The organism is Sphaerisporangium siamense, assembly GCF_014205275.1.
Classification (GTDB): Bacteria; Actinomycetota; Actinomycetes; order Streptosporangiales; family Streptosporangiaceae; genus Sphaerisporangium; species Sphaerisporangium siamense.
In genome coordinates, this window is sequence record NZ_JACHND010000001.1 from 6,398,295 (window position 1) to 6,423,990 (window position 25,696).

Sequence of the window (25,696 nt, forward strand, 5' to 3'; positions counted from 1 at the left end):
CATGGCCGTCGACACCCTGCTGGAGCGGATCACCGACCAAGCCAACCGCCCGGACCCCTACCCGCTGTACGCCGAGCTCCGCGAGGCGGGGGTGGTACGGCAGACCGATGGAAGCTACCTGGTCGGCACCTACTACGACATCGCCGCGCTGCTGCACGACCCGCGGGTCAGCTCCGACCTCCGCAACCTCGCCGACCCGTACCGCGACGTGGTCCCGGAGGCGGGGCGGTTCTCCTTCATCCGGCTGGACGACCCCGAGCACCACAGGCTGCGCGACCTGGCCATGCGGCCGTTCGGCCCGCCGCACAGCCCGGGCCGTGTGGACGCGATGCGCGGCCAGATCGCCTCGATCACCGCGGAACTGGCCGAGGCGTTGGACGGCCGGACGCGGATCGACGTCGTGGAGGACTTCGCCTATCCGCTGCCGGTCACCGTCATCTGCCGGCTGCTCGGTGTGCCCCGGGAGGACGAGCCGGTCTTCCGGGAGTGGTCCACCGCGATCGTCGATGTCGCCGACATCAAGCCCGGCCGGGATCCCGGCGAACGGCGGGCGGCCGGCGAACAGGCTCTGACGGAGATGGGCCGGTATCTGGCGGACCTCGCCGAGGGACGCCGCGGCCGTCCCGGTGACGACATGCTCTCGGCGTTCGTCAACGAGCCGGAGGGGGCGTTCACCCGGGAGGAGCTGGCGGCCACCTCTGTGCTGCTGCTGGTCGCCGGACACGAGACCACGGTCAACCTGATCGCCAACGGGGTGCTCACCCTGCTGCGCCACCCCGGCGAGCTGGACCGGCTGCGCCGAGAACCCGAACTGCTCCCCGCGGCGGTGGAGGAAGTGCTGCGCTACGAGCCCCCGGTCCAGATCCGCAGGCGCACCCCTCTGGTCACCATCGACGTCGCCGGCGTCACCGTCCCCAAGGGCGTGCCCCTGATCCTGGTGCTGGCCTCGGCCAACCGCGACCCCAAGCGGTTCCGCGATCCCGAACGGTTCGACCCCGCCCGCACCGACAACCAGCACTTCGGCTTCGGCAGCGGCGTTCATCACTGCTACGGCGCGCCGCTGGCCCGAATCGAAACGCAGACCGCGCTCGGCGCTCTGATCCCCCGCCTCAGCACCGCGACCCTCCTGCGGGACCCTCCCGCCTACCGGCACAACGCCACGCTCCGCGGTCCCCGGCACCTCCCCATCGAACTCTGACACCTCCCCGGCTTCGCCAGGACATGAGGAAGCCCCGGCGGTGGCCGGGGCTCTTCGTGGGGGTGCCGGGCGCTACGAGCAGTTCTTGGCCAGGCGCTGGGTGGCGTCGGTGGCCTGGGTGCTGAACTTCGTCAGCTGGGTGGCCGCGGCGGGGTCGGAGACGTCGATCTTGAAGCCGCCCCAGGTGGTGGACAGGTCCGTCAGGGTGGCCTTCAGGTCGCCGTCGGCCTTGCCGGACAGGTCCTTGAGCTTGGCGGCCAGGTCGGCGGCCGCCGTGTTGAACGCCTCCAGGTTGCCGGCGCCCGCGGCGGCCTGGGTGCTGTAGTCCTGGAGCGCCTTGAGGGCGTCCTCGCAGACCGCCTTGGTGCTGCCACCGCCACATCCCGTCGTGAGCGAGACGAGCACCGCCGCCGCGACGACGGCGACAGCGTGACGGGGGAGGTTGAGGAGCATTATGTGCCTTTCCTTGTGATCTTCTAACGAGGACCACGCTAGGGGCGCCCCCTTACAAACCACTTACATCCCGCCTGCACCGGCGTCCTCGCCCCGGCCCCGTCGCCCGGCAGGTCAGGAGTAGGCGGCGATCATGCCGACCACGATCAGCACCAGGGACAGGGCGGTGACCGCCGATCCCGCGATCACGGCGGTCCTGCGCCCCCGCCTGGCCTTGAAGACGTACAGCAGGACGTAGGGCAGGAAGGCCAGCACGCCGAGGCCGGTGGCGGGGAGCGTCATGGCCCGCAGGACGCCCTTCGTGCCGGACGGCAGCGCCCGATCCCCCTCGGGGGTGAGCCGGGCCCTCGTCACGTCCCCCGCCTCCGAGTCGGGTGACGCGGCCACCATGACCGCGTCTCCCCCGCCGTCGGGGACGAACCTGCCCGTGCAGTCGTACCGTCCCTGGCCGAGGGAGACGCAGGAGACGACGGTGAGGGTGCCGGGAGTGCCGATCTTCCCGGTCGCGAGCCGGAAATCCGGCACCGCGGTCACGAACGGCAGCACGCCGAGCGCCGACCAGCAGATCAGGAGGATGCCCATACCGATCTTTCCCGGCATGCGGCGCCCCGGGGTCACGGTCGTGCTGAACGCCTCGGCAGCGTCGGTCAGGTCCATGGGACCAGCATGGTTTCGCGGACTTGGGGCTGACCTGTGACAGGCTTGCCAGGCCGTCTTCTCCGGCGGCGCATACCGCGAGCGGAACAGGAAGAACCCCGGCCGAGGCCGGGGTTCTCCGTCGTGCGCGGTCAGTTCTTCTTCAGGTCCAGGCCGAAGAGGAGGGGGTCGTGGTCGGAGGAGCGGAACGCCTCGGGTGAGTACAGGTAGGGCGGGTTGAACTCGGTGTTGTAGTCGAGGAACCTGCCCTCGTCGGCGTTGATGTGCCAGATGGTGGCGCCGGTGACGAGTTTGAGGAGCTTCTTGCCCACCAGGACGTGGTCGAGTTCACCGGAGAGGCCGCCGAAGACGTAGCTGTAGCGGTCCTTCTTGGTGAGGAACTTCTTGCTGACGCTGACCAGCTTGCCGTCCTCCAGGGTGTGGATCGGGTCCTCCTCGCCGTAGGCGTTGAGGTCGCCCAGCACGACCGGGTTGGGCAGGTTGTAGGTGTCGACGAGGCCGAGGACTGCCTGGGCCTGGCGGACGCGCTCGGCGTTGAAGCAGCTCTGGCCGTCGCCCTGGTCCTGGTCGGCCCCGGTGGCGCCGTCGCAGCCCTTGGACTTGAAGTGGTTGACGATCAGCGTGAACGAGGTGCCGTCGCCGCCCTTGGCCCGCTGGAACTGCTGGATCAGCGGCGGACGGCGGAACACCGGGTCGCCGGAGGAGGCCGGCGGGCCGATCGGCTTGACCACGGCGGGCTTGTAGATCAGCGCGACCTGGATCTCGTCCGTGCCGGTGTAGGGGGCGACGACGCCCTTGTAGGTGCCCGCGCCGGCCTCGGCGTTGAGGGCGTCGACGAGGGCGTTCAGCGCGGTGGTGCCGTTGTTCTCGACCTCCATGAGCCCGGCCACGTCGGGGTTGAGGCCGCGCAGGGTGGCGACGAGCTTGGCGAGCTGGCGGTCGCGCTCCTCGGCGGTGTTGGCGCCGCGCTTGTTCAGCGTCGTGAACCAGTTGAGGGTGTTGAGGCTCGCCACCCGGACGTCGCCGCCCACCTTGTCCGGCTTGGCCGGGCGGGGGTTGTCGGCCTGGAAGGCGACGGGCAGGGTCGGCTGGACGCGGTAGACGTTGAAGCCGTAGGTGAGGACGCCGGTGAGCGCGGTGGTCGTGTCACCGAGGCGCACGGTGTCCGAGCCCGCGGAGTGGTACGGCAGCGTGGGCGGGTTCTGCGCGTTGGAGCCGTCGTCGAGCAGGATCGTGCGGCGCGCGTTCAGGGCCGGGTCCACGCCCTCGCGGTCGGTGGGCTGGAACAGCCGCCCCTCGGACGACAGGGTGATCTCGCCGAAGCGGCCGAGGTTGTAGACCTCCGAGACGGTGAGCTTCTCGGGGAAGGTGACGAGCACGCCCTCCAGCGGTTCGAGGCTCGCGCCCTCGGCGACGGGGAGCTTCACCTTGGCGGGCTTGACCGTGCCGGTGCCGCAGACGTCCACGGCGGTCACCGGGGACAGTTCGGTGAGGCCGTTGAACTCGGTGACGGTGCCGCTGACCAGGACGCGGTCGCCGGTCGCGGCGGGCCGGGTGGTGAACACGAAGACGCCGTCGGAGGTGGCGGGGTCGGCGTCGGGGGTCGGGTCCTGGATGTAGATCCCGCCGGACTGGCCGGCGCCCTGGTAGTCGCCGGTGACGACGCCCTCGACGCGGACGGTGGCGCCGGCGAGGGGGCTGGCGGCGCCGTCACCCTGGATCTGGGCGATCTGGTGGGTGGCGGGGAGCTCGCACGGGGCGCCCGTGGGCGTCGGGCTGGGGGTCGGCGTCGGGGTTTCGGTCGGCGTGGGCGAGTCCGTCGGGGTCGGCGACTCCGTGGGAGTGGGCGAGTCCGTGGGGGTGGGGCTGCCGGTCGGCGTCGGGGACGGCGTCGGCTCGGCGCCGCAGGGGGCGGGGGTGGTGGCCGAGTTGCGCGGCGCGGGGGCGCCGGTGGTGAGGTCGGCGGCGTTGTCGTCGGTGTCGGCGCAGCCGTGCTCGCCGCGCAGCCCCGCGGTCGCGTTGGTCAGCGCCGGGGCGGGCGTGCCCTCGGAGAAGTTGGCCGTGCCGTATCCGACCAGGTCGGCGAGCAGCGCCCGCTGGTCGGCCGAACACGGGGCCGAGCCGCCGTTGCAGGCCAGGCCGTCGGCCGAGCGGACCAGGGCCACCTTGCCGGCGGTGCCGCTCAGGTTGAGCGTGCCGGTGGCGTCGGGGGCGGGCAGGGATCCGGACGGCGTCGTGCCCGCGGCGAGCTGCACCAGGTGGTACTGGCCGGGGGCCAGCGAACCGGCGAGGTTCAGCTTGCCGGCGGCGAAGTTCCCCGTGCCGGTGGCGCTTGCGTACTGCAGGGACCAGCCGTCGAGGGAGACGGCGGAACCGCTGCGGTTGAACAGTTCCACGAAGTCGTTGGTGAGGGGGGCGCCGGAGTTGCCGCCACCTCCGTACACCTGGCTGATCACGACGGTCCCCGGTTCCGCGGCGGCCGGGGACGTGGCGAGGACGGTGGCACCGGCGATGGCCACGCCGGCGGCGGCTAGGGCGGCGAGCGCCCGGGATAGAGCACGCATGATCCGGCAGCGTAAGCGCGTTAACTCGCTCTATCTCGTACTAGACCTAGATAGAAGGTGAAAAGGGGGAATCTTGACACTGGAGGTGGAGTGACGAGCCGTACGCTTGTGTCGTTCTGACCAGGGTCAACGAAATCATCGGCGACCGTGTGTCACCATTCCATCACGATTTAGCGACCTGTTGCCTGACATTGGGTATGAGTTTGCCATGGGATCCCCGCTGAAAATCGTCCCGCTCGATGTCGAATGGAGGACGTGCGACGCCTCGCCGCAGTGCGTGGGCGTCGCCGCCGGCCCGTACGCGCGCTGCCTGGCCCATCTCGGCCCCGCCGAGGTGGAGGAGGTCTTACGCGGCCTGGCCCCCGGCCAGGGCGTGGACCTGCGCGGCACGTCGCTCGACGAGGACCTGCTCACCCGGGTGCTCGACGCCGTGCGGCACCGTCTCGGCAGGGCGCGGTTCGACCGCGCCCGCTTCACCGGCCCCGCGCGCTTCGGCGAGGTCGTCTTCACCGGCGACGCGACGTTCGACAGCGCGCGGTTCGACCGGCTGGCCTCGTTCTTCGGGACCCGTTTCACGCGCAACGTGTCCTTCGGTGAGGCGCGCTTCCGCCGCGAGTTCTCGATGCACGGCTCACGGGTGCGCGGCCACGGCGCGTTCGACCACGCCCGCTTCGGCAGCGACGCGCTGTTCGGGGAGGCGCGCTTCGGCAGGGACGCCTCGTTCCGCGGCGCGGAGTTCCACGGGTTCGCGGCGTTCGACGGCGCGACGTTCGACGGCGACGCCATCTTCCGCGGCGCGCGCTTCCGCAGGGCGCTGTCGCTGCGCGCGGCGGCCTGCGGGGGGACGGCGGGGTTCGAGGGGGTGCGGTTCCACGGCCCGGCCTACCTCGGGCCGATGCGCGTCGGGCGGCGGCTGTCGCTGGCCGAGGCGCGCGCCTTCGCGGCGCTGAGCATGGACACCGGCGGCTGCCGGGTGGACATGCGCGCGGCCGATTTCGGCGGGCGGTTCGCCGCGCGCCTGTCGGACGCCGAGGTGGACCTGCGGGAGGCGACGCTCTCGGGGCCCGCGGCGCTCACCCGGCACGCGGGACGGCTGCGCGTCACGTCGCTGGACCGCCTGGACGCGCCCGCGCTCACGCTGACCGGGGCGGACCTGCGCGCGTGCGGGCTCGGCGAGCTGCTCCGCCCGGAGGGCCTGCGGCTGACGGGCTGCCTGTTCGCCCGCACGCCGCCGGGGGTGCGGCTCGGCCTGCGCTGGCCGCCGATCCGGTGGTGGACGAGGCGGCGGGTGCTGGCGGACGAGCACGCCTGGCGGGGCTGGTCGACCGGTGAGCGGGCCGCGGATCCGGGACGCCTGGCCGTCCTGTACGAGCGGCTGCGCCCGGCGGTGGACGACGCGCGGACCTCGTCGGACTTCCGCTTCGGCGCCATGGAGATGCGGCGGCTGGCGAGCCCGCCGGGCAGGGCCAGACTGCTGCTGTCGCTGTACTGGCTGGCCTGCGGGTACGGGCTGCGGATCGGGCGCACGCTCGGGTGGGTGGCGGTGGCCGCGGCGGTCACCGCGGGCGCGCTGTGCTGGATGGCGGCGCACCCCGCCCTCCGGCCGGTCGGCCATCCCCCGCCCACGCCCTCCGCGCACCGCCCCGCGGTCCCGCCCCCGGCCGTCCACCGGCTGATCACGCTGGCGCGCTGACCCGCCCCTCGGGCCGGCCCGTACGGGAGGCCGTCCGCTGAACCTCTATTTCCAGCCTGGACAGCAGGTAATACCGGTCCACCGGGCCTGGCGCCCCACGCCGGCCGACGTCCCCCCGGCACGGCCGCGCGTCCCTCCGGCGCGCGCGGACCCGCCCAAGGAGCCGCTCCCGATGACTTCACCGGTCCTGAACGCCCCCGCGCCCCTGGAGATCCCCGGCGATCCCCCGGCACGCGCCGCGCGGTCGCCGATCGCCGGCGTCCTCGCCCGGCTCACCACCCGGGCCCGCAGGCTCGCTGGCCTCGCGGCGATCCTGGTCCTCTGGCAGATCGGCGGCCGCGTCCCCGGCAGCCGACTGGACAAGAACCACCTGTTCACCGCCCGCCTGGCGGCCCGCCCTCCGGACGAGCCCGCCACACCCCGCGCTGACCCGCCCCCCACGCCACCGCGCTGACCCGCCGCCCGCGCCACGGATCGGGGTCGCACGCCGGGACGGGCGTCAGCGCGGGCAGCGGGTGCCGTCGGCCGGGACGCGCAGGTGCAGGAGGTAGTCGTCGATGGTGCGGCGGGTGCATGCGGTGCGCTGGTAGACGCCGTGCCCGGCGCCCTCGTAGGTCACCAGCACCCCGCTTCGTCCGAGCTGCCGGCGCACGTCGCGCGCCCACCCGTGCCCGGCGGCCGGGTCATGCCGGGCGTTGACCAGCAGGATCGTGGGGGTGCCATCGGCGGCCTTGAGGCGGTGCTGCGGGTTCGCGGACGTCACCGGCCAGAGGGCGCAGGCCAGCGCGAGCGGTTGCGTGTCCGGATGGGTGCGCATGTGCGGCGCGGCCCGGCGCATCCGCGCGGCGTAGGCGGCCCACCGCCGGTAATCCGGGATGTCCAGCCGCCAGTCCTGGCAGGCCGCGGGCGCCGGATGCTCGACCTCGCGCACCTCCGGCCCCGGCTGCCCGCGGACGACCCCGCGCGGCCCCGGCCTCCCCGACTCCAGGGACGCGATCCGCTCGCCGAACCACTTGTAGGACGGCTCCATGAACCCGCCCAGGTGCGCCTCGGTGGCCAGGTCGAAGGCGCTGATCACCCGTCCCGGCAGCGCGGGGTCACGCAGGGCGCCGCGGTCGGCCCTGGCCATCAGCCCGTCCCAGACCCGTCCGACGTCCCGGCCGTGCAGCGCGCACGCCTTCTCGGCGTCGCACCACCGGGCGAACGCGCCGAACGCGTCCTCGGCGTTGGCCGCCTGGCCGTGCAGGAAGCGCCCGGTGGGCAGGCTGTGGTCGACGACGCTGTCCAGCGCCATCGCCCGAATCCGCCGGCCGAACAGCTCGGCGTACTGCTGCCCGGTCAGGGTGCCCGCGGACACGCCGTAGTAGCTGAGCGTGCGCTCGCCGAGCGCGGCGCGCACGGCGTCGAGGTCGCGGACAACACTGACCGTGTCCAGGTGGTCGGCCACCGGGCCGGTACGGCGCCGGCAGTCCGCGGCCAGTTCCGCGCCGTACGCGCGCAGCCGGTCGAAGTCGGCCTGGTCGCGCGGGGTGGGCAGGGGCTCGCGCCGGACGATGTCGGCCGAGCACCGCACAGGGGCGCTGCGCCCGGTGCCGCGCGGGTCGAAGCCCACGACGTCGAACCTGGCCAGGATCTCCGCGCCGAAGTACCCGCGCGCCTCCGCCTGGACGAAGTCTGTCCCGGGTCCGCCGCCGATGTTCACCGCCAGGACCCCGACGCGCCGCTCCGGGTCGGTGGCCCGGTGCCGGGCCACCGCGAGGCCGAACGTCGCGCCGCCCGGCCGGGACCAGTCGACCGGCACGCGCAGCACGCCGCACTCCACGGCCCGGTCGCCCGCGCACGGGGCCCACTCGATCCGCGGTGTGTCCGCGGCGGCTCCTCCTGGGACGACGAGCGCGGCGCCGACGAGCACCGCGCCCAGTATGTGGCCGAATATCGCCATGAATCCTCTTCTCTCCCGCTGATGCCGGGACCCCATGCGGATCCGGTCGAATGCGCGCAGCCCCATCGAAGGCGGTGCGGCGGGCGAGCGCAGGAGTCCTTTCCCCCAGTCCCGGGGGTGGGCAGGCCCTACCTCGTACAGTGGCGGCCATGGAGGCGGCAGGGAGGACGGTGGCGGAGGCGTTCCGGGGCGCTCCCGTGCGCTTCGTCGTGTCGGCGTGGCCGCTGCGCACCGTGGCGTACGTGCTCACGGGCGTCGCGAGCGGCCTGCTGGCCCTGGTCTGGGTGCCGGCGGCGCTGGTGGCGGGCGCCTTCGTGCTGACCCCGCGGCTCACCTCCCCGCTGGTGGCGGTGGAGCGGCGGCGCGTCGCGCTCCTGGGCGGCCCCCCGCTGCCGGACCCGCGCCGGGCTCCCGACGGGCCCGTGGTCTCCGGGCGGCCCCGGGTCCGGCACGGCGAGCTCGCGTGGCGGGAGCTCGCCTACACGGTGCTGCACGGCAGCGTGCTACTGGTGGTGAACGTCACAGCGGTGCTGCTCGGGTCGGCCCCGGTGCTGATCTACCTGAGCGGCGTGGCCAACCTCGCCACGTCGGCGGCGGGCGGTACGGCGGGCGAACCGGCCATGGCGGCCGTCGGGGGCGCGGCGGGCGACCCGGCCGGCGCGTCCGGCACCGCCGGAGCCGGCCTCCACGCGGCGGGGGCGGATGGGCTGACGTTCGCGATGGTCGGCGGGGCGGCGCTGGCCGTCCTGCTCGCGGCCGTCCTGCTCGCCTACACCACCGCGGCCGCGGCGATGGCGCACGGCGAACTGGCCCGCGTGCTCCTCTCCCCCGCCGACCAGGCGCGCGTACGGTCGCTGACCCGCTCGCGGGCCCGCCTGATCGACGCGTTCGAGTCGGAGCGCCGCCGCATCGAGCGGGATCTGCACGACGGCGCGCAGCAGCGGCTGCTGCGGCTGGGCATGACCCTCGTCACGGCCCGGCTGGAGCTCGACCAGGACCCCGAGGCCGTCCGCCCGCTGCTCGCGCGGGCCGCCGACGAGGCCAGGTCCGCGCTGGCGGAACTGCGCGAGCTGGTCCGCGGGATCCACCCACGGGTGCTCACCGACCTGGGCCTGCCCGCCGCCGTCGCCGAGCTGGCCACCGGCCTCCCCGTGCCCGTCACCGTGGAGCTGGACGTGCCGGGACGGCTGCCCGCGGCGGTGGAGTCGACCGCGTACTTCGTGGTGGCCGAGGCGCTGGCCAACGCGGCCCGGCACGCGGCGGCGACCGTGGTCCGGGTGACGGGGTCGGTCGCCGGGGAGATCCTGACGGTCGAGGTGCGCGACGACGGCCGGGGCGGCGCGGACCCGGCCCGCGGCACCGGCCTGACCGGCCTCGCCGACCGGGTGGACGCCCTGGCCGGCGCCGTCACCGTGACCAGCCCGCCCGGCGGGCCGACCGTTCTGCGACTGGAGTTGCCGTGCTCCGCATAGTGCTCGCCGAGGACGCCTTGCTGCTGCGGGAGGGGCTCGCCGCGCTGCTGGCCCGTTTCGGGCACGAGGTGGTGGCCGCCGCGGGCGAGCCGGACGCGCTGGCCGCCGCGACGGCCGAGCACCGGCCGGACATCGTGGTCACCGACGTGCGGATGCCGCCGTCCTTCACCGACGAGGGCCTGCGCGCCGCCGTCCGCCTGCGGCACGCGCACCCCGGGCTGCCGGTCCTGATCCTGAGCCAGTACGTCGCCACCGCCTACGCCGCCGAGCTGCTGGGGTCCACGGAGGCCGGGGGTGTCGGGTACCTGCTCAAGGACCGCGTCCTGGAGGTCGGCGAGTTCGTCGGCGCGGTCGAACAGGTGGCCGCCGGAGGGTGCGTCATCGATCCCGAGGTCGTCCGCCGGCTGCTCACCCGCCACCGCGACCCGCTCACCCGCCTCACCCCGCGGGAGCGCCAGATCCTCTCGCTGATGGCCGAGGGCCGCTCCAACACCGCGATCACCGACGAGCTGGGGGTGAGCGAGAAGGTCGTCGGCAAGCACATCAACGCCATCTTCACCAAACTCGACCTCCCGCCCACCGCGACCGGCGAGCACCGCCGTGTGCGCGCCGTCCTGATGTACCTGGGCGCCTGACCGCCGGTCGGCGGGGATTCAGCGGGGGGACTCAGGCGGTGGACGTCGCCCAGGCGCGGAAGGTGGTGGTGGGCAGGCCGAAGGCGCGGGTGTGCTCGGGCCGGGCCGGGTTGCCCCCCTCGTTCATCCATTCCTGGGAGCGGACGAACGCCTCGGGCAGCCCTTGGGCCAGCGCCTGCTCGGGGGTGAGGTCCGGCGGCTCGATGGTGGTGCCCCAGACCTCGGAGAGGACGGCCGCGATCTCGGTCATCGACAGGCGGTCCCCGGCGAGCTCGATGATCGCGCCGTGGAAGGCCGCCGGGTCGCGGAAGGCGGCCGCGGCGGCCGTGCCGATGTCGCGGACCGCGATCAGCGACAGCCGCGTCTCCGGCCGCAGGGCGGTCAGGAAGCGGTCCTCCACGCCGTTGGCGAAGAGGAACGACGGGCGGATGAAGTTCTCCATGAAGAACGCCGGCCTCAGCTCGGTCCAGGAGGCGAAGCCGCCGTCCTGCCGCAGCAGCCCGCCGACGTAGGCCTTGCTCGCGGAGTAGTGCCGCATGTACGGGCCGTCCTCCGGCCGGGAGTCGCCCGCGCCGGAGACGGAGGTGTGGACGAACTGGCCGACACCGGCCTCCCTGGCGGCCTCCACCAGGTTGCGGCCGTGCACCCGCTCGGCGTCGCCCCTCACATCGGCCAGGTCGAGCGTCTGCACCGAGAAGACGCCACGCGCGCCGGTCGCCGCGGCCTTCAGCGACGCCGGATCGTTCAGGTCGCCCACGGCCAGTTCCGCTCCGAGGCCGGCGAGGTGGGCGGCCCGCCGCGGATCGCGGACCAGCGCCCGTACGGGCACGCCCTCGTCCAGCAGCGCCCGCGCCACCGCGCCGCCCTGTCTGCCCGTCGCGCCGGTGACCAGCACCGGCCTGTCGTCGCCCATCGCGACCTCCTCAGAAGTGGGGTGTCCCCCCGGTTAACACCCGCTACGATATGGGGGACCACCCCATCTTGTCGAGCGAGCGCGGTCACCCCGCGAGAGGAGAGGCGCCCATGCGGGCCGACGCCCAGCGCAGCCGCGACGCGATCCTGCGGGCCGCCCGTGCCGGTTTCGCCGCGCACGGCCCGGACGCGTCCCTGGAGGAGATCGCCCGGCGGGCCGGCGTCGGCTCCGCCACGCTGCACCGGCACTTCCCGTCCCGGAAGGCGCTGCTCCAGGCCGTCTTCCACGACCGCGCCGAGACCTTGTGCGCCCAGGCCGGCGAGCCGTCCGGCGTGCCGCCGCGCGACGCGCTCACGACCTGGCTGCGCGCCCTCGCCCGGTACGTCGCCTCCACCCGCGGGCTGGCCGCCGCGCTCGTCCCCGAGGTCCGGGCCACCACGGACAACGGCTGCCACCGCATGATCGTCGAGGCCGCGGAGGACCTGCTGCGCCCGCTGCGCGACACCGGCGCGGTCCGCCCCGGCGCCACCGGCCGCGACCTGATCGCGATCGTCACGGCCATCGCCGACGGCGCCGCGGACGAGACCGAGGCGGACCGGCTGGTCACGCTGGCGCTCACCGGCGTGTTCACCTCACCGGCCCCGTGACCGGCGTGCCGCGGGACGTCACGGTCAGGGCGCCGTGCCCCGGATGCGGAGGCGGCGGCGCAGGCCGGGGAAGAGCCACAGGAGCGCGACACCGGCCAGGCCGGCGGGGACGAGGAGCAGGAGCGCCAGTGGATGCCAGAACACGGCCGAGCGGGCCGGGGGCGCCGGGCCCGGCCCGAGCCTGAGGACGCCGGTGACGGTGCGGGTGACCCGTCCGCTCTGCAGGGTGAGGCGGTACTTCCACGGCCCGTCGGGCAGGTGGGCGCCGAGCGGTACGGCGACCTGCCCGCGCTCACCCGGGGCCAGGGTGGTGCCGCGGGTCGTCGGGAAGGGGCCGGCGTTGAGACTGCTCGGCCCCTCCAGCAGCGAGAGCTCTCCTTGGGGGTCGATGGCGCGGTGGCCGGTGTTGGTGACGGCCGCCACGACCCGCCGCCTGCCGTCCGCGGTGGTCTCGGGGCGGACGTCGCCGATCGCGAAGTCGGTGGGGGGCTCCCCGCCGGGGCCCACGTGGAGGTAGGCCCGGATTCCGACCTGGTTGACCAGCGCGACGTTCGCCCTGCGGTCGGGCTTGCCGGTGGCGACCCGCGCCCAGATGACGGCGTACCGCTCGCCCTCCGTGGCGTAGGACGGCACGGCGACGGTGGCCCTGACCAGCGCGTTGCGGTACGGGGGCAGGTCCAGCTCGGTGCGGTCGAGTGTGATCCAGGAGGCCAGCTCGTTGCCGGTGGACGGCGGCGCGAAGGTGAAGCGGTGGTCCTTGATGGCCGCGCCGCCGGCGTACAGCGTGATGTGCCGGGGCTTGGCGGAGATGTTGTAGACCTTCAGGCGCCGATGGAAGGTGGTGCCGGGGTTGACGTGGTCGTCGATGTAGACGCGGGCCCGAGGGTCGTCGATCCGGCTGGCGGGGATCTCGGCCAGCCCGATGCCGATCCGGCCGCCCGGGGCGGCCGGACGCGGAGACGTGGCGTCGGCGTGCGCGGCGACCGGCGCGAGGGCCGGCACGGCGAGCAGGAGCGCGGCGGCGACCAGGCGCCCGAGCGCTGTCGAGACGCGCGGGCGCCGCCGGGAAAGTGGGTTAGGCAACCTGGTGGCTCACCGTGCCCGTGTAGGTGCCCGCCACCGCCTGGGCGGGGATGGTGATGATCAGGGTCGGGTTCCAGGTCGCCGAGTTGTTGCCCGAACCGGTGGTCTTGGCGAACGCCGTGCGGGGCTGGTCCAGCGTCACCGCCGCCGCCGCGTTGGCCTGGCCGGGCACGAACGTGCCGGTTCCGGTGGTGGCGGTGGCCGGACCCGACCAGTACTGCACGGCGCTCGCGGGGATGGTCTCCGCGGCGGTGCCGCCGCCGGTGGTGAAGCTGCTGGCCGACACCGTCGCGGTCCAGGTGGCGGTGAGCGCGGCGCGCTGGTCGGAGACGGTGACCAGGCCGAGCTGGCCGGTGACCTGGTTGCCCGGGGTGTTGCCACCGATGTTGACCGGGCCGTCGGGCACGGTGATCGTGAGCGAGTCCGGCGCCGCCACCGTGAACGTCACGGTGGTGGGGCAGGTGGTCGAGGCGGGACAGGTGCCGGCCACGGCGGGCGCGGCGGGCAGGGCCACCAGCAGGGCGCCGGTGACGACGGCGGCGCCGAGCACGGCGCCGAGACGATGTGTGTGAGGCAAGGTGCCGGACCCCCTTGATTCACGCCACCACGCGGTGGCATTCGCAGGCGATCAGATCTTGCTCCCCGGCCGTCCCGGCGAAACCGGCGGGATGAACCGTCTGTCGATTTTTGATCGCCTCTTGAAGGGGCTGGCAATCATCGGGGGAAGACGATTGTTTTGGGCGGCGGAAGCGGGATGTGCGATGTTTTGCCGAGCGGAGGACGAACGGGGGCACCGGTCTGGGCGGATGCCGTCCCCGAGCATTTCTCCCTCAACATCATCAGCCGCTCCCACCTGATGATATGGCGATATAACCGTCCCACTCACCTCGGTCGCTCAGGCGTTTCGGTGCTTCTTTGTGTCGTATTTGCGGTACGCGGGGCCGGGGAAGTGACACTGCCCGCTCTGGAACCCTAGGCTGCCAATGCTTTGTCCGTCCGTTCGCGGGACCGGCGCCCAGATCGCGCGGTGCGTGCGAGTGCTTTCAGGGGAAATCGATGAGGAGATGGCACGGCGCCCGCCTGATGGCCTCGATCACATTGGCCGGCGCCCTGAGCGCGCCGGCGGCCCCGTCGGAGGCGGCCGTGCCGCGGGACCACCCGCCTCGCTCTCCGGCGGAGGCGCGGGAGCCCGAACCCGGCACCTCCCCCACCGGCGCGCCGGCCACGCCCGCCGGGGCGGCGACCCCGAACGGACACCCGGCGGTGGAACCGGTTTCCTCCCCGATCGGCCCTCCCTCGCCACCGCCGCTCCCGGGCTCCGCCTTCCCCACACCGCCACCGGACACCGGCCCGGCACCGTCCCCGGTCGCCCCGGAGGATCCGGGCACCCCTCCGCCGCACCCGGGCGACCGGCCCCGCGACGACGCGTCCGGCCACGACCACCCCGCGCGCGCCGAGCCCGGGACCGGTGAGACCCCGCGCGCCATCCGGGGAAGACGATCCGGCGCACGCCCGGCGCGCCGCCACAGGAGCGCGGCGCCGAACACGCTGACGATCACCGTGCCGAACTCGGCGAATCTCGGCAACGGCTACCTCGGCGGCACGCTCAGCGCCGAGATGGGCACGGTCAGCGTGGAGGACTCCCGCAACGGTTCCGCGGGCTGGACCGCCACGGTGTCCTCGACCAACTTCACCACCGGCGCCGGGTCGGCGGCCCAGACCATCCCCCGGGCCAACATCGCCTACTGGTCCGGCCCGGTCACCGCCTCCTCCGGCGGCGGCACCCGGACTCCGGGGCAGGCCACCGCGGACCAGCGCGTCTCCCTGTCGACCACCCGCACCGCCTTCAGGGGCACCAAGTCGCCGCTCGTCCAGATCACCAGCTGGCAGCCGACGCTGGTGATCACCATCCCCTCGTCCGTCGTCTCGGGCGTCTACACCGGCACCATCACCCACCAGGTCGCCTGAACCCCGCCTGGCGATCCGGTTACCCGGCGCGCCGAACCCGGCCCGTCGGTTGGCGCACTCCTGACCGGCCACGGACAGAGACGCCCCCGGTGAACCGGCGGCGCCGGGAGATATTTGGAGCGGCCGGGCCGGCCCGCTTTCCCAATGAACCCGGTCGACGTTTCTGGAAGGTATGCCATGCGTCGCAGCCTCAAACTGCTCGGATATCCGCTCATGGTCATGGCGCTGATCCTCGCGGCCCAGACGCCCGTCTCCGCCGCACCGCCACCCCACCCTCCCTCGCCGGCTCGCCCCTGGGTGAAGCTGTGCCTCAAGCTCAAGCTGCAGCCGCGTCACAAGCGGATCCGATGCGTGTTCCCCCCGGCTCCTAGGGTGGCGCAGGACGAGGCCGCGCGGCAGGCCCTGCGGACGCCGAGCATCAACGAGATCAACATCCCGACCAGCCCGTCCACGCCCGTCGGGATCACCTCCGGCCCCGACGGCAACGTGTGGTTCACCGAGAACTACGCCAACAAGATCGGCAAGGTGACGACGGGCGGTGTCTTCACCGAGTACTCTCTGCCCAACGCCGGGTCCCAGCCCGCGCACATCGTCACGGGGCCGGACGGGGCCCTGTGGTTCACCGAGGCCTTCGGCAACAGGATCGGGCGCATCACGACCTCGGGCACGATCACCGAGTACACCGTGCCGACCTCGGGCGCCTACCCCTGGTCGATCGCCGTGGGGCCGGACGACAACCTGTGGTTCACCGAGCCGGACGCCAACAAGATCGGGCGCATCACCACCGGGGGCACCATCACCGAGTACACCGTGCCGACCTCCGGCGCCTACCCGCTGTTCATCACCGCGGGACCGGACGGGAACCTGTGGTTCACCGAACCGCTGACCGGCATCGTCGGGAAGATCACCACCGGCGGGACGATCACCGAGTACGCCGCGCCGTCCGGCGCGATGCCGCTGGGCATCACCACCGGGTCGGACGGCAACCTGTGGTACGGCGACGGCAACGGCAAGGTCAGCTCGGTCGACACCTCGGGCGGCACCTTCACCGAATACGCCCTCGGCGACCCCAACGCCTTCCCGTGGGGAATGACGCTCGGCCCGGACGACAACGTGTGGTTCGTCGAGCAGTCCGCCGGCAACGTGGCCAACGTCACCACCACCGGCACGGTCAGCGAGTACGCCCTGCCCACCAGCGTCGCGGGACCGCTGCAGATCACCCTCGCCTCCGATGACAACCTGTGGGTCACCGAGGACTACGTCGACCAGCTCGCCATCGTCACGCCCTGACCGGACCGGGGCGGCGGTTCAGGCCCGTTCCCGGCGCCACACGCGTTCGCCGTCCTCGACGAGGCCGGTGGGGCGCAGGCCGATCCGGGCCGCCACATTCATGGACGCCTCGTGGCCCGGGTGGATGTGGGCCTGGAGGACCGTGACGCCCCGGCCCGCGAGCCACCGGGCCATCGCGGCGGCGGCCTCGGAGGCGTACCCGCGCCCCTGCCAGGCGGTCCCGACCACCCAGGCGATCGCGGCGCGCCGCCCCCCGCCAGTCACGGTGGCCTGGACGGTGCCGACCGCCCGGCCGTCGCGCTCCCGGCGCACGATCCAGTTCAGCCAGTCCTCCCCGCCGTCCGGGGACCGTCCCACGACCAGCCTGGCGTACCGGGAGCGCAGGCCGGCCAGGCCGGGCGGCGTGCCCCCGATGAAGGCGTACAGCTCCTCGCCGGCGAGGACCTCCACCATCTCGGCGGCGTCCTCCACCGTCAGGGGCGTCAACGTGAGCCGTGCCGTCCGGATGGGCTCCGCGGTCACGCGGCGACCGCCGTCCCCAGGTCCGCCCTCGTCTTCCATACGGCCACCGCCGCCGGGATCGTCCATGGTCGGCAGTCTCCCCCGGGCCGGACGGCCTGCGCCGGCCGGGTGCGGGGTCGCCAGGGACGGGTCAGGGATTCCCCTGATGCCTGGGCGGGCCGGTTAGCCACCAGAATGGTGAGACTTGGTCCATCACGGTCTGCACATGGGGAGCACATGGCCAGCGCGGGTGTCATCGACGACTACGTGACCGAGCTGCGCCGCACCCTTCGCGGGCCGATCCGGCTGCGGCGGGACATGGTCACCGAGGCCCGCGACAGCCTGGCCGACACCGCCGACGCCTACCACGCCGAGGGCCTGGACCGCACGGAGGCCGAGCGCCTGGCCGTGGCCGAGTTCGGGCCGGTGGACGAGATCGCGCCCGGGTACCAGGAGGAGCTGGCCGCCTGCCAGGGCCGCAGGACCGCCGCGGTGCTGTTCATCGCCGTCCCGGTGAACACGGGGATGTGGAGCCTGATCTGGCGGATCTACCCGGGGGACGAGTGGGCGCCGCTGAAGCCCGCCTGGTTCTCTCCCTTGGCGCACTTCCTGGACGTGTTCCAGTTCGCGATGGGCGTCGTCGGCGCCCTGATGCTGCTGGCCTTCACCCGGGGGCCGCGCAGGCTCCGCAGGCCGATGACGCTGACCAGGGCGATCGGCGTGCTGCTGTGGATCCAGGTGCCCGCGATCATCGGCATGTCCGCGGCGCTGACGTACGGCCGGGGCACCGTGCTGCAGGACACCACCTTCTTCCCCCCGGGCGTGGCCGCCTCGCTGTTCAGCTACGCCGTCGCGGGCTGGCTGCTGTGCGGCGCCACACGCTGCCTGCTGGTCACGCGCCGCGCGCCCGCGCCGCGGCCCGCCGCCTGACCGTGCCGCGAGGGGGCGCCGGTCAGGCGCCGTCCTCCGAGGAACGTGGCGCGAGGACGCTGCCGATGGCGTCGGTGAACGTCTTCCACGCCGAGCGCTCGCCGGCCAGCGCGGCCCGTCCCGCCGGCGTCAGGCGGTAGGTGCGGCGCTTGCGTCCGCCGACGGTCGCCCACTCGCTGACCAGGTAGCCCACGCGCTCCAGGCGGCGCAGCGCCGGATAGACGGTGCCGGTGGGGACGGTGAGCGCGCCACCGCTGCGGACCTGCAGGGCCTCGATGATCGCGTACCCGTGCAGGGGCTCGTGCTCCAGGACGGACAGGAGCAGGGCGTCCATGTGCCCGCGGAGCGCGTCGGTGTTCATCCGGGGAGCTTATCGAGCCGCTTCATGACGACAGTCTACATGTAGGCTGTCTATATGTAGACAGGCACAACTAAGGACGTGACGATGAACGTGCTCGACCTGGCCCGGTCGCAGTTCGCGGTGACGGGAAGCCTGCACTTCCTGTTCGTCGTGCTGACCCTGGGCCTGGCCCCCCTCGTGGCGATCATGCAGACCCGCTACGTGCTCACCGGCAAACCGGTGTTCGAGCGGATGACGAGGTTCTGGGGCCAGATCTATGTGATCAACTATGCCGTGGGAGTCTTCACCGGGCTGGTGATGGAGTTCCAGTTCGGCCTCTCCTGGAGCGGGCTCTCGCACTACGCGGGAGACGTCTTCGGCGCACCGCTGGCGATCGAGACGCTGGTGGCTTTCTTCCTGGAGTCCACCTTCCTCGGCCTGTGGATCTTCGGCTGGAACCGCCTGCCGAAGAAGCTGCACCTCGCGTGCATCTGGCTGGTGACGCTGACCGCCTACGCCAGCGCCTTCTGGATCATGGTGGCCAACTCCTTCCTCCAGAACCCGGCGGGCACCGTCCTGAAGGACGGGCGCCTGGCCCTCACCGACTTCGGCGCCCTCCTGTCCAACCCCAGCCTGGTCGCGGCGTTCCCGCACGTCATCGGGGCCGGACTGGTCACGGGCAGCCTCGTGATCATCGGCGCGAGCGCCTACCACCTGTTCCGCCGCACCGCCGAGCGGGAGTTCTTCCGCAGGTCGCTGCGCACCGGCGTGGTGTGGGCCAACATCGGCATCGTCATCGCCGTCGGCGCCGGCTACGCCCAGTTCGGCGCGATCGGCGACCTGCAGCCCGGCAAGTTCGACGGCGCGGCCCCCGGCGCGGCCCTCGGCTTCATGATCGGGTTCGCCAACATCCTCCACCTGATCCTTTTCGTCGTCCTGCTCCCGCTGCTGATCCGTGATGTCCTGGCCCGCTCGCGGTGGATCCACCCCATCCTCATGATCATGACGCCGCTGCCCTTCATGATCGCCATCGCGGGGTGGCTGGCCCGCGAGATCGGCCGCCAGCCGTGGGTCGTCTTCGGCAGGCTGCGCGTGCAGGACGCCATGTCGCCCGGCCTCACCCCGGGCATGGTGACGCTCTCGTTCGCCGCCTTCGCGGGCGTCCTCGGCATGCTCGCCATCGTCGACTACCTGCTGATCGCGCGGGCCGTACGGCGGGGCCCCGGACAGGTCGCCCTCGGCGCGGCCGAGGACGGCGCCCCCTCCCCCGCCCCGGCGCTCGCCCTGTGACGGCCTGACAACCCCTGTGAGGAGCTCCCCCCCATGGAGATCATCTGGCTCGCGGTCCTGGCCGTGCTGCTCGTGGGCTACTTCGCCCTGGAAGGCTTCGACATCGGCGTCGGCATGACGCTGCCCTGGCTCGCCCGCGCCGGCGAGCGCGCCGGGGAACCCGGCTCCCGCGCCCGGCAACGCGACCGCCTGGTCGCCGCGATCGCCCCCTACGTGCTGGCCAACGAGGTGTGGCTGGTCGCCCTGGCCGGGACGCTGTTCGGCGCGTTCCCCGCGCTGGAGGGCACCGTCATCAACGGGCTCTACCCCGTCGTGGTGCTGCTCCTGGTGTCCTGGATCCTGCGGGACGCGGGCCTGTGGTTCCGCCGCCGCCTGGACGGTGACCGCTGGCGCGGCTTCTGGGACGCGGTGCTGTGCGCCGGATCGTGGGGTCTCGCCCTGTCCTGGGGCGTGGCGCTGGCCGCGCTGGTCAGGGGCCTGCCCGACCGGCCGTTCGACGCGGCCGGCCTGCTGTACGGCGCGGTCGTGGCCGTCGTGTTCGCCGTGCACGCCCGCTCCTTCGTCGCCTGGCGCCTGTCCGGCCGGGCCGAGGGCGGGCGCACCGGGCGGCGGCTGCTGCTGACGGCCGTCCTCGCCGCCCTGCCCGCCGCCGTCCCGCTGGCCGTGGTCGCCTCCTCACTGCTCGGCCACACGGCGCCCCCGGAGACGCTGAATGTGCTCAGTTTCATCTCCCTGCCGGTCACACCCATCCTCATAGGCGCGCAAGTATGGGTATGGCGCACGTTCGGCCCCCTCGGGTCGGCCACGGGCGCCGCCGGCCGTATCCCGTCGTTCTTCTAGGGAAGCGATGCACAAAGATCTCCTGCTGCTGGCGCGGACCGAGCGGGCGGTCCGCCGCCATCTGCTCGTGTGCGTGGCGGCGGCCGTGCTCGCCGGGCTGCTGGTGCTGGCACAGGCCGAGCTGCTGTCCGGCGTGCTCTCGGGCGCGCTCACGACCGCGGCGCTGCTGCCCCTCGCCGGCGTCGTGGCGGCGCGGGCCCTGTTCGGCCTGCTCCACGGCGCGGCGGCCGGGCGCACCGCGTCCGCGCTGAAATCGGTGCTGCGCGGGCGGCTGCTGGCCCGGTTCGGCGAGCTCGGGCCCGCCCGGCTCGCCTCGCGCCGCTCCGGCGAGCTGGTCACCCTCGCCGGGCGCGGGCTGGACGCGCTGGACCCGTACGTCACCGGCTACCTGCCCGCGGTCGCGGTGGCCGGGGTGGTGCCCGTCGCCGTGCTGGCCCGGCTGTTCGCCGCCGACCTCGCCACCGCCGTGATCGTCCTGGTGACGCTGCCGCTGATCCCCGTGTTCGGCGCGCTGGTCGGGTGGCGCACCAAGGAGGTCACCGACCGGCAGTGGCGGGCGCTCTCCCAGCTCGGCGGCCACTTCCTGGACGTCGTGCGCGGGCTTCCCACGCTGCGCGCCTTCGGGCGGGCCCGCTACCAGGCCACGGTGATCCGCCAGGTCGCCGACGCCCACCGCGCGGCCACCATGCGGACGCTGCGGGTCGCCTTCCTGTCCTCGCTGGTCCTGGAGCTGGTGGCCTCGCTGTCGCTGGCCCTGGTCGCCGTCCCGGTCGGGCTGCGGCTGCTGTCCGGCTCCCTGGACCTGCGCGTCGCCCTGCTGGTCCTCCTGCTGGCCCCCGAGGCGTACATCCCGCTACGGGCGATGGGCACCAAGTTCCACGCGGCCATGGAAGGCGTCGCCGCGGCCGACGACGCCTTCGCCGTCCTCGACGACCGCGCCCCAGCGAACGACGCCGCCCCCGGGGAGAGGTGGACTTCGGCCGAGGAGACACCCTCCGTGGGCGCGGCACCCTCGGCCGCCCCCGAGCGCGAGGCCCTCGTCCGGTCCAGCGTGCACGCCGTACCCGAGGCCGTCCCGGTCCGGGGGACGGTGGCCGGGCGGATCGGCGCCGTTCCCGCCGGGGTGCCGGAGATCCGGCTGGAGGACGTCACCGTGCGGTACCCGGGCCGCGAGGACGCCGCGCTGAGCGGTGTCTCGCTGGTGATCGCGCCGGGCGAGCGGGTGGCGCTGACCGGGGAGAGCGGGGCGGGCAAGAGCACCCTGCTGCACCTGCTGCTCGGCTTCGTGACGCCGACGCGTGGCCGCGTGCTCGTCGGCGGCATAGACCTCGCCGATCTCGCCGAGGCGGACCTCGGCCTGTGGCGGGCACGGCTGGCGTTCGTGCCCCAGCGCCCGCACCTGTTCGCCGACACGGTGTCCGCGAACATCGCGATGGGCTCCGGGGCGTCCGCCGAGGACGTGCGGGCCGCGGCGGGGGCCGCGCGGGCCGCGGAGTTCGTGGCCGCCCTTCCCGACGGCTACGCGACCGTGCTCGGCGAGCGCGGCGCGGACCTGTCGGCGGGCCAGCGGCAGCGCCTGGCCCTGGCGCGCGCGTTCTGCCGTCCCGGCGCCGAGGTGCTGCTGCTGGACGAGCCCACCGCCCGCCTGGATGGCCGCAGCGAGGCCGCGATCGTCGAGGCGACCCGCGCGCTGGCCGAGGGCCGCACGGCGGTCATCGTGGCGCACCGCCCGGCGATGATCGACCTAGCCGACCGCGTCATCCGCGTCGAGGACGGCCGCGTCGTCTCCGACCACCCCGTCCCCCGCGTCCCCGCCGGCCTGACGGGAGAGTGAGACCACCCATGAACGCCCAAACCCCCACACCCGGTACTACCCCGCACTCCGCCGCCGGGTCGCCGCCGGCGCGGCGGGCGCGGGGGCGGCTCGTGGTGGCGGCGGCAGCGGGCGCGGCGGCGGAGCTGGCCGCGCTCGGGCTGATCGGGGCCGCCGCGTGGCTGATCACCCGGGCGGCCGAGCAGCCGGAGCTTGCGGCGCTGAGCGTGGCGATCGTCGCGGTCCGCGCGTTCGCGACCAGCCGGGGCCTGTTCCGGTACGGCGAGCGGCTGGCCGGGCACGACGTCGCGCTGCGCGCCCAGGCCACCACGCGCGAACGCCTGTACGAGGCGCTGATCCCCTCGGGTCCGCTCGGCCACCGAGGCGCCGACCTGCTGAGCCGCATGGTCGACGACACCGACGCCGTGCAGGACCTGCTCGTCCGCTGCCTGCTGCCCGCCGTCGCGGCGGCGGTGACCGCCGTCGCCGCCACCACGCTGGCCGTCTTCCTGCTGCCCGCCGCCGCGCTCGTCCTGCTCACCGGCCTGGCCGTGGCCGGGGTCGCGCTGCCCGCCGTGACGAACGCGGCCACGCGCCGCTGGTCGGCCAGGCTGGCCCCGGCGCGGGCCGACCTCGCGGCCCGGGTGGCCGACCTGGTGCACGGCGCCGCCGACCTGGCCGCCTACGGCGCGGGCGAGCGGGCCCGGGAGGCCGCCGCGGAGGCCGACGCCCGGCTGGCCGGGCTGGAGCGCCGCAGGTCGCTGGTGAACGCGGCGGCGCTGGCGCTCGGCACGCTGGTCCAGGGCCTGACCGTGGCGGCGATCGTCCTGGTGGCGGCGCGCGCCGGTCTCGGCCCCGTCCCGACGGCCGTCCTGGCGCTGACGGCGCTGGTGTCGTTCGAGCCGGTGCTGCCGCTGGCGGCGGCGGGCGAGCGGCTGGCGGGGGTCACCGCGGCGCTGCGCAGGCTCCGCGAGGTCCGCGCGACGCCGCCGGCCGTCCCCGCGCCCGCCGAGCCCGCCGCCCTGCCCGAGGGCCCGCTGACCGTCGTGGCGGAGGATCTGGTCGTCCGGCACTCCCCCGGCAGGCCGCCCGCGCTGGACGGCGTGTCGCTGACGCTCACGCCGGGCAAGCGGGTGGCCGTGGTCGGGCCGAGCGGCGCGGGCAAGAGCACGCTGCTGGCCGCCCTGATGCGCGTCGCCGACCCGTCCTCGGGGCGGATCACCCTGAACGGCGTGGACGTCCGCGCGCTGTCCCCCGACGACGTCCGTACCAGGATCACCGGCCTCACCCAGGACCCGTACGTGTTCCGCGCCTCGCTGCGCGACAACCTGCGCCTGGCGGGTCCTGATGCGGGCCAGGAGGAACTGGAGGCCGCGGTGCGGCGCGCCCGCCTGGACGCCTTCGTCGAGCGGACCGGCTGGGACGCGACGCTCGGCGAGGACGGGCGGACGGTCTCCGGCGGCCAGCTCCAGCGCCTGGCCTTGGCCCGCGCGCTGCTGCGCGACCCGGAGGTGCTGGTGCTGGACGAGCCCGCCGAGTCGCTGGACGAGCGCACGGCCGACGCGCTGATGGCCGACCTGCTGGACGTCACGCACGGCCGCACGACGGTGCTGGTGACCCACCGGCTGCGCGGCCTGGAGGACGTCGACGAGATCGTCGTCCTGGCGGACGGCCGGGTCGCGCAGCGCGGCCGCCACGAGGACCTGCTCGCCGAACCCGGCTACTACCGCGACCTGTGGGAGTCCGAGGCCCTCACCTCCGGCCACCGCTGAACCCTCGCCCACGGCGACGGCACTCCGCGAACGGCCTGCCGTCGCCGCCTCCGATTCTGTACCGGGCCGGATGACCGCGCGGCGCCCGGCATGAACACAGGGGCCGCCGGGACCGTGACGGTCCCGGCGGCCCCTTCCCTCGTCCGGCCACCCCCTCCTTCGGCCGGTCGGAGGTCAGCTCGACACGGTCCTCTCGGTGAGGGTGACCGTGACGGTGGCCGTGGCGCCGTTGCGCACGTAGGTGACGGTCACCTTGGTGCCCGGCCGGTAGCCGCGGACCGCGCCGACGACGGTCTCGGCGCCGGACACCGCCTTGCCGTCCAGCTTGGTGATCACGTCGCCCGCCTTGAGGCCCGCCTGCTCGGCCGGGCTGCCCTGCTGCACCGAGCCGATGACCGCGCCCTGGGCGTCGCCGGTCGCGTCGGCGAGGTTGACGCCGAGGTAGGCGTGGGTCGCCTTGCCGGTCTTGATGATCTGGTCGGCGACCTGCGAGGCGGTGTTGATCGGGATCGCGAAGCCGACGCCGATGTTGCCGTCCCCGCCGTTGGTGGCGATGGCGCTGTTGACGCCGACGACCTGGCCGGAGGCGTTGACCAGGGCGCCGCCGGAGTTGCCGGGGTTGATGGCCGCGTCGGTCTGGATGGCGCCGCCGATGGTCGTGCTCGTGTCCTGCGACTGCTGCTGCCGCCCGAACCCGCCGCCTGACCCCCAGCCGGGCGGGAGCTGCTGCTGTTGCTGGGACTCCCCGCCGACGGTCAGCGTGCGGTCCAGCGCGCTGACGATGCCGGCCGTGACCGAGCCCTCCAGGCCGAGGGGGCTGCCGATGGCGAGGACGGCGTCGCCGACCCGCAGCTTGTCGCTGTCGCCGAGCGTCGCCTTGGTCAGCCCGGACACCCCGCTCGCCCGCACGACCGCGAGGTCGGTGGTGGGGTCGGTGCCGACGATGCTCGCCGAGGCGGTCTTGCCGTCGCTGAACTTCACCTGGACCTGGCCGCCGTTCCCGGCGCCGGACACCACGTGGTTGTTGGTGAGGATCAGGCCGTCGGTGGAAAGGATCACGCCGGAGCCCTCGGCCTGCCCGGCGCCGCCCGACACGGTGATCGACACCACGGACGGCTGCACGGCCTTGGCCACGTCGGCCACGGTGGTCGCGCTGGAGTCGGACGCGGGCCTGACGATCGGGCTGCTGATCACGGGCCGGCCGTCGGTGGCCGCGGTGGCGACGAAGGCTCCCACGGCTCCGCCGCCGACCGCCACCGCGGCCAGGGCGAGGCCGGCGATCGCCTTGCGCCCGTTGGTCCACCAGGTGGTCTCGCCGGGGCGCGCGGGGACGGCACCCGTCACGGCGGGGCCCTCCTCACCGAGCCACGTCCGCTGGTAACCGCCCGTCTCCGGCGGCTTGCTGCCGAACTGGCTCCATCCCCGCGAACCCGGCGTCTGGACCGGGGTGGTGTTCTCCGTCGTCTGCTCACGCGGGTCTTCGGTGCTCATCGCTCCCCCACAATCATCCGCACTCGCCGCCATTCGGCGGCGGCCGGCTTGGGGCCGGTAAATCAAGGATGACAAACGTCCGATAAGAGCTGCCTAAGCCCTGACTGAGGGTTTGCTGAACGCGCCCGCGCGTCGCCGCGGCGGTGGCGGGACAGCCGGTCGGGGCGGCGACGGCGCAGGTCAGGACGGTGAGCGGCGTAATTG

General features: G+C 73.9%; 23 protein-coding genes. 13 read left to right on the forward strand and 10 right to left on the reverse strand.

Features of this window, described 5'->3' with window-relative positions:
• Position 1 precedes the first annotated feature (1 nt).
• Positions 2–1,198: a cytochrome P450 gene (locus tag BJ982_RS29280; protein ID WP_184885344.1), complete on the forward strand. Its 1,197-nt coding sequence runs from the start codon at positions 2–4 to the stop codon at positions 1,196–1,198.
• A 72-nt stretch (positions 1,199–1,270) separates the two neighbouring features.
• Here the strand turns inward: BJ982_RS29280 and BJ982_RS29285 are convergent, their stop codons facing one another.
• The 3 genes from BJ982_RS29285 to BJ982_RS29295 form a co-directional block, all read right to left on the reverse strand.
• Positions 1,271–1,651, reverse strand: a complete 381-nt coding sequence (locus BJ982_RS29285; RefSeq protein WP_184885345.1) for a DUF8711 family protein — start codon at positions 1,649–1,651, stop codon at positions 1,271–1,273.
• A 114-nt stretch (positions 1,652–1,765) separates the two neighbouring features.
• Positions 1,766–2,308 (reverse strand): hypothetical protein, encoded by a 543-nt coding sequence (locus BJ982_RS29290; protein ID WP_184885347.1) that lies wholly within the window; start codon positions 2,306–2,308, stop codon positions 1,766–1,768.
• Positions 2,309–2,439: 131 nt separating this feature from the next.
• Positions 2,440–4,872, reverse strand: coding sequence for an ExeM/NucH family extracellular endonuclease (locus tag BJ982_RS29295; RefSeq protein WP_184885349.1), 2,433 nt, complete (start codon positions 4,870–4,872; stop codon positions 2,440–2,442).
• A 208-nt stretch (positions 4,873–5,080) separates the two neighbouring features.
• On the opposite strand from BJ982_RS29295, the gene BJ982_RS29300 reads away from it, so the two are divergent.
• Both BJ982_RS29300 and BJ982_RS29305 read left to right on the forward strand, forming a co-directional pair.
• Positions 5,081–6,565, forward strand: a complete 1,485-nt coding sequence (locus BJ982_RS29300; protein ID WP_184885351.1) for a pentapeptide repeat-containing protein — start codon at positions 5,081–5,083, stop codon at positions 6,563–6,565.
• Positions 6,566–6,737: 172 nt separating this feature from the next.
• Entirely contained in the window at positions 6,738–7,019 is a 282-nt protein-coding gene (locus BJ982_RS29305; RefSeq protein ID WP_184885353.1) for a hypothetical protein, read from the forward strand.
• A gap of 45 nt (positions 7,020–7,064) precedes the next feature.
• Here the strand turns inward: BJ982_RS29305 and BJ982_RS29310 are convergent, their stop codons facing one another.
• On the reverse strand, positions 7,065–8,507 hold the full coding sequence (locus BJ982_RS29310; RefSeq protein WP_184885354.1) for an alpha/beta hydrolase: 1,443 nt from the start codon (positions 8,505–8,507) through the stop codon (positions 7,065–7,067).
• 149 nt (positions 8,508–8,656) lie between these two features.
• On the opposite strand from BJ982_RS29310, the gene BJ982_RS39850 reads away from it, so the two are divergent.
• Positions 8,657–9,979 (forward strand): sensor histidine kinase, encoded by a 1,323-nt coding sequence (locus BJ982_RS39850; protein ID WP_239122981.1) that lies wholly within the window; start codon positions 8,657–8,659, stop codon positions 9,977–9,979.
• The gene (locus BJ982_RS38675; protein ID WP_203959071.1) at positions 9,967–10,614 is read left to right on the forward strand and encodes a response regulator transcription factor; all 648 of its coding nucleotides are present in this window, start codon (positions 9,967–9,969) and stop codon (positions 10,612–10,614) included. Before BJ982_RS39850 ends, BJ982_RS38675 begins: the two co-directional genes overlap by 13 nt.
• A gap of 31 nt (positions 10,615–10,645) precedes the next feature.
• Here the strand turns inward: BJ982_RS38675 and BJ982_RS29320 are convergent, their stop codons facing one another.
• Positions 10,646–11,527 (reverse strand): NmrA/HSCARG family protein, encoded by an 882-nt coding sequence (locus BJ982_RS29320; RefSeq protein ID WP_184885356.1) that lies wholly within the window; start codon positions 11,525–11,527, stop codon positions 10,646–10,648.
• A gap of 110 nt (positions 11,528–11,637) precedes the next feature.
• Between BJ982_RS29320 and BJ982_RS29325 the strand changes: the two genes are divergently transcribed.
• Positions 11,638–12,174, forward strand: a complete 537-nt coding sequence (locus BJ982_RS29325; protein ID WP_184885358.1) for a TetR/AcrR family transcriptional regulator — start codon at positions 11,638–11,640, stop codon at positions 12,172–12,174.
• A gap of 24 nt (positions 12,175–12,198) precedes the next feature.
• Here BJ982_RS29325 and BJ982_RS29330 read toward each other — a convergent pair whose 3' ends face one another.
• On the reverse strand, positions 12,199–13,257 hold the full coding sequence (locus BJ982_RS29330) for a peptidase (protein WP_184885360.1): 1,059 nt from the start codon (positions 13,255–13,257) through the stop codon (positions 12,199–12,201).
• Positions 13,250–13,834, reverse strand: coding sequence for a hypothetical protein (locus BJ982_RS29335; RefSeq protein WP_239122980.1), 585 nt, complete (start codon positions 13,832–13,834; stop codon positions 13,250–13,252). Before BJ982_RS29335 ends, BJ982_RS29330 begins: the two co-directional genes overlap by 8 nt.
• A 479-nt stretch (positions 13,835–14,313) precedes the next feature.
• Between BJ982_RS29335 and BJ982_RS29340 the strand changes: the two genes are divergently transcribed.
• Both BJ982_RS29340 and BJ982_RS29345 read left to right on the forward strand, forming a co-directional pair.
• Complete coding sequence (locus BJ982_RS29340; RefSeq protein WP_184885362.1) at positions 14,314–15,225, forward strand: hypothetical protein; 912 nt, start codon at positions 14,314–14,316, stop codon at positions 15,223–15,225.
• Positions 15,226–15,402: 177 nt separating this feature from the next.
• On the forward strand, positions 15,403–16,515 hold the full coding sequence (locus tag BJ982_RS29345) for a Vgb family protein (RefSeq protein WP_184885364.1): 1,113 nt from the start codon (positions 15,403–15,405) through the stop codon (positions 16,513–16,515).
• An 18-nt stretch (positions 16,516–16,533) separates the two neighbouring features.
• Here BJ982_RS29345 and BJ982_RS29350 read toward each other — a convergent pair whose 3' ends face one another.
• A complete protein-coding gene (locus tag BJ982_RS29350) occupies positions 16,534–17,037 on the reverse strand; it encodes a GNAT family N-acetyltransferase (protein ID WP_239122979.1) in 504 nt (167 codons plus the stop codon).
• A 216-nt stretch (positions 17,038–17,253) separates the two neighbouring features.
• Here BJ982_RS29350 and BJ982_RS29355 point away from each other — a divergent pair, with 216 nt between their 5' ends.
• Entirely contained in the window at positions 17,254–17,946 is a 693-nt protein-coding gene (locus BJ982_RS29355; protein WP_184885366.1) for a permease prefix domain 1-containing protein, read from the forward strand.
• 22 nt (positions 17,947–17,968) lie between these two features.
• Here BJ982_RS29355 and BJ982_RS29360 read toward each other — a convergent pair whose 3' ends face one another.
• Positions 17,969–18,307 carry a PadR family transcriptional regulator gene (locus BJ982_RS29360; RefSeq protein WP_184885368.1) on the reverse strand — a complete coding sequence of 113 codons (339 nt, stop codon included), beginning with the start codon at positions 18,305–18,307 and terminating at the stop codon, positions 17,969–17,971.
• 84 nt (positions 18,308–18,391) lie between these two features.
• On the opposite strand from BJ982_RS29360, the gene BJ982_RS29365 reads away from it, so the two are divergent.
• Genes BJ982_RS29365 through cydC form a run of 4 tightly spaced genes read left to right on the forward strand, consistent with a single transcriptional unit; the run spans position 18,392 to position 24,001 of the window.
• On the forward strand, positions 18,392–19,576 hold the full coding sequence (locus tag BJ982_RS29365; protein WP_184885370.1) for a cytochrome ubiquinol oxidase subunit I: 1,185 nt from the start codon (positions 18,392–18,394) through the stop codon (positions 19,574–19,576).
• A gap of 33 nt (positions 19,577–19,609) precedes the next feature.
• Positions 19,610–20,416 carry a cytochrome d ubiquinol oxidase subunit II gene (locus BJ982_RS29370; protein WP_184885372.1) on the forward strand — a complete coding sequence of 269 codons (807 nt, stop codon included), beginning with the start codon at positions 19,610–19,612 and terminating at the stop codon, positions 20,414–20,416.
• A gap of 7 nt (positions 20,417–20,423) precedes the next feature.
• Entirely contained in the window at positions 20,424–22,250 is a 1,827-nt protein-coding gene (cydD, locus tag BJ982_RS29375; RefSeq protein WP_184885375.1) for a thiol reductant ABC exporter subunit CydD, read from the forward strand.
• An 8-nt stretch (positions 22,251–22,258) separates the two neighbouring features.
• Positions 22,259–24,001, forward strand: a complete 1,743-nt coding sequence (gene cydC / locus BJ982_RS29380) for a thiol reductant ABC exporter subunit CydC (protein ID WP_184885377.1) — start codon at positions 22,259–22,261, stop codon at positions 23,999–24,001.
• A gap of 174 nt (positions 24,002–24,175) precedes the next feature.
• Here the strand turns inward: cydC and BJ982_RS29385 are convergent, their stop codons facing one another.
• The gene (locus BJ982_RS29385) at positions 24,176–25,492 is read right to left on the reverse strand and encodes a S1C family serine protease (RefSeq protein WP_184885379.1); all 1,317 of its coding nucleotides are present in this window, start codon (positions 25,490–25,492) and stop codon (positions 24,176–24,178) included.
• Positions 25,493–25,696: the final 204 nt, after the last annotated feature.

What these genes read in the sequence shown, in the direction of transcription:
- BJ982_RS29280 (WP_184885344.1), top strand. Translation starts at nt 2, where the DNA reads ATGGCCGTCGACACCCTGCTGGAGCGGATCACCGACCAAGCCAACCGC.
- BJ982_RS29285 (WP_184885345.1), bottom strand. Translation starts at nt 1,651, where the DNA reads ATGCTCCTCAACCTCCCCCGTCACGCTGTCGCCGTCGTCGCGGCGGCG.
- BJ982_RS29290 (WP_184885347.1), bottom strand. Translation starts at nt 2,308, where the DNA reads ATGGACCTGACCGACGCTGCCGAGGCGTTCAGCACGACCGTGACCCCG.
- BJ982_RS29295 (WP_184885349.1), bottom strand. Translation starts at nt 4,872, where the DNA reads ATGCGTGCTCTATCCCGGGCGCTCGCCGCCCTAGCCGCCGCCGGCGTG.
- BJ982_RS29300 (WP_184885351.1), top strand. Translation starts at nt 5,081, where the DNA reads ATGGGATCCCCGCTGAAAATCGTCCCGCTCGATGTCGAATGGAGGACG.
- BJ982_RS29305 (WP_184885353.1), top strand. Translation starts at nt 6,738, where the DNA reads ATGACTTCACCGGTCCTGAACGCCCCCGCGCCCCTGGAGATCCCCGGC.
- BJ982_RS29310 (WP_184885354.1), bottom strand. Translation starts at nt 8,507, where the DNA reads ATGGCGATATTCGGCCACATACTGGGCGCGGTGCTCGTCGGCGCCGCG.
- BJ982_RS39850 (WP_239122981.1), top strand. Translation starts at nt 8,657, where the DNA reads ATGGAGGCGGCAGGGAGGACGGTGGCGGAGGCGTTCCGGGGCGCTCCC.
- BJ982_RS29320 (WP_184885356.1), bottom strand. Translation starts at nt 11,527, where the DNA reads ATGGGCGACGACAGGCCGGTGCTGGTCACCGGCGCGACGGGCAGACAG.
- BJ982_RS29325 (WP_184885358.1), top strand. Translation starts at nt 11,638, where the DNA reads ATGCGGGCCGACGCCCAGCGCAGCCGCGACGCGATCCTGCGGGCCGCC.
- BJ982_RS29340 (WP_184885362.1), top strand. Translation starts at nt 14,314, where the DNA reads ATGAGGAGATGGCACGGCGCCCGCCTGATGGCCTCGATCACATTGGCC.
- BJ982_RS29345 (WP_184885364.1), top strand. Translation starts at nt 15,403, where the DNA reads ATGCGTCGCAGCCTCAAACTGCTCGGATATCCGCTCATGGTCATGGCG.
- BJ982_RS29355 (WP_184885366.1), top strand. Translation starts at nt 17,254, where the DNA reads ATGGCCAGCGCGGGTGTCATCGACGACTACGTGACCGAGCTGCGCCGC.
- BJ982_RS29360 (WP_184885368.1), bottom strand. Translation starts at nt 18,307, where the DNA reads ATGAACACCGACGCGCTCCGCGGGCACATGGACGCCCTGCTCCTGTCC.
- BJ982_RS29365 (WP_184885370.1), top strand. Translation starts at nt 18,392, where the DNA reads ATGAACGTGCTCGACCTGGCCCGGTCGCAGTTCGCGGTGACGGGAAGC.
- BJ982_RS29370 (WP_184885372.1), top strand. Translation starts at nt 19,610, where the DNA reads ATGGAGATCATCTGGCTCGCGGTCCTGGCCGTGCTGCTCGTGGGCTAC.
- cydD (WP_184885375.1), top strand. Translation starts at nt 20,424, where the DNA reads ATGCACAAAGATCTCCTGCTGCTGGCGCGGACCGAGCGGGCGGTCCGC.
- cydC (WP_184885377.1), top strand. Translation starts at nt 22,259, where the DNA reads ATGAACGCCCAAACCCCCACACCCGGTACTACCCCGCACTCCGCCGCC.
- BJ982_RS29385 (WP_184885379.1), bottom strand. Translation starts at nt 25,492, where the DNA reads ATGAGCACCGAAGACCCGCGTGAGCAGACGACGGAGAACACCACCCCG.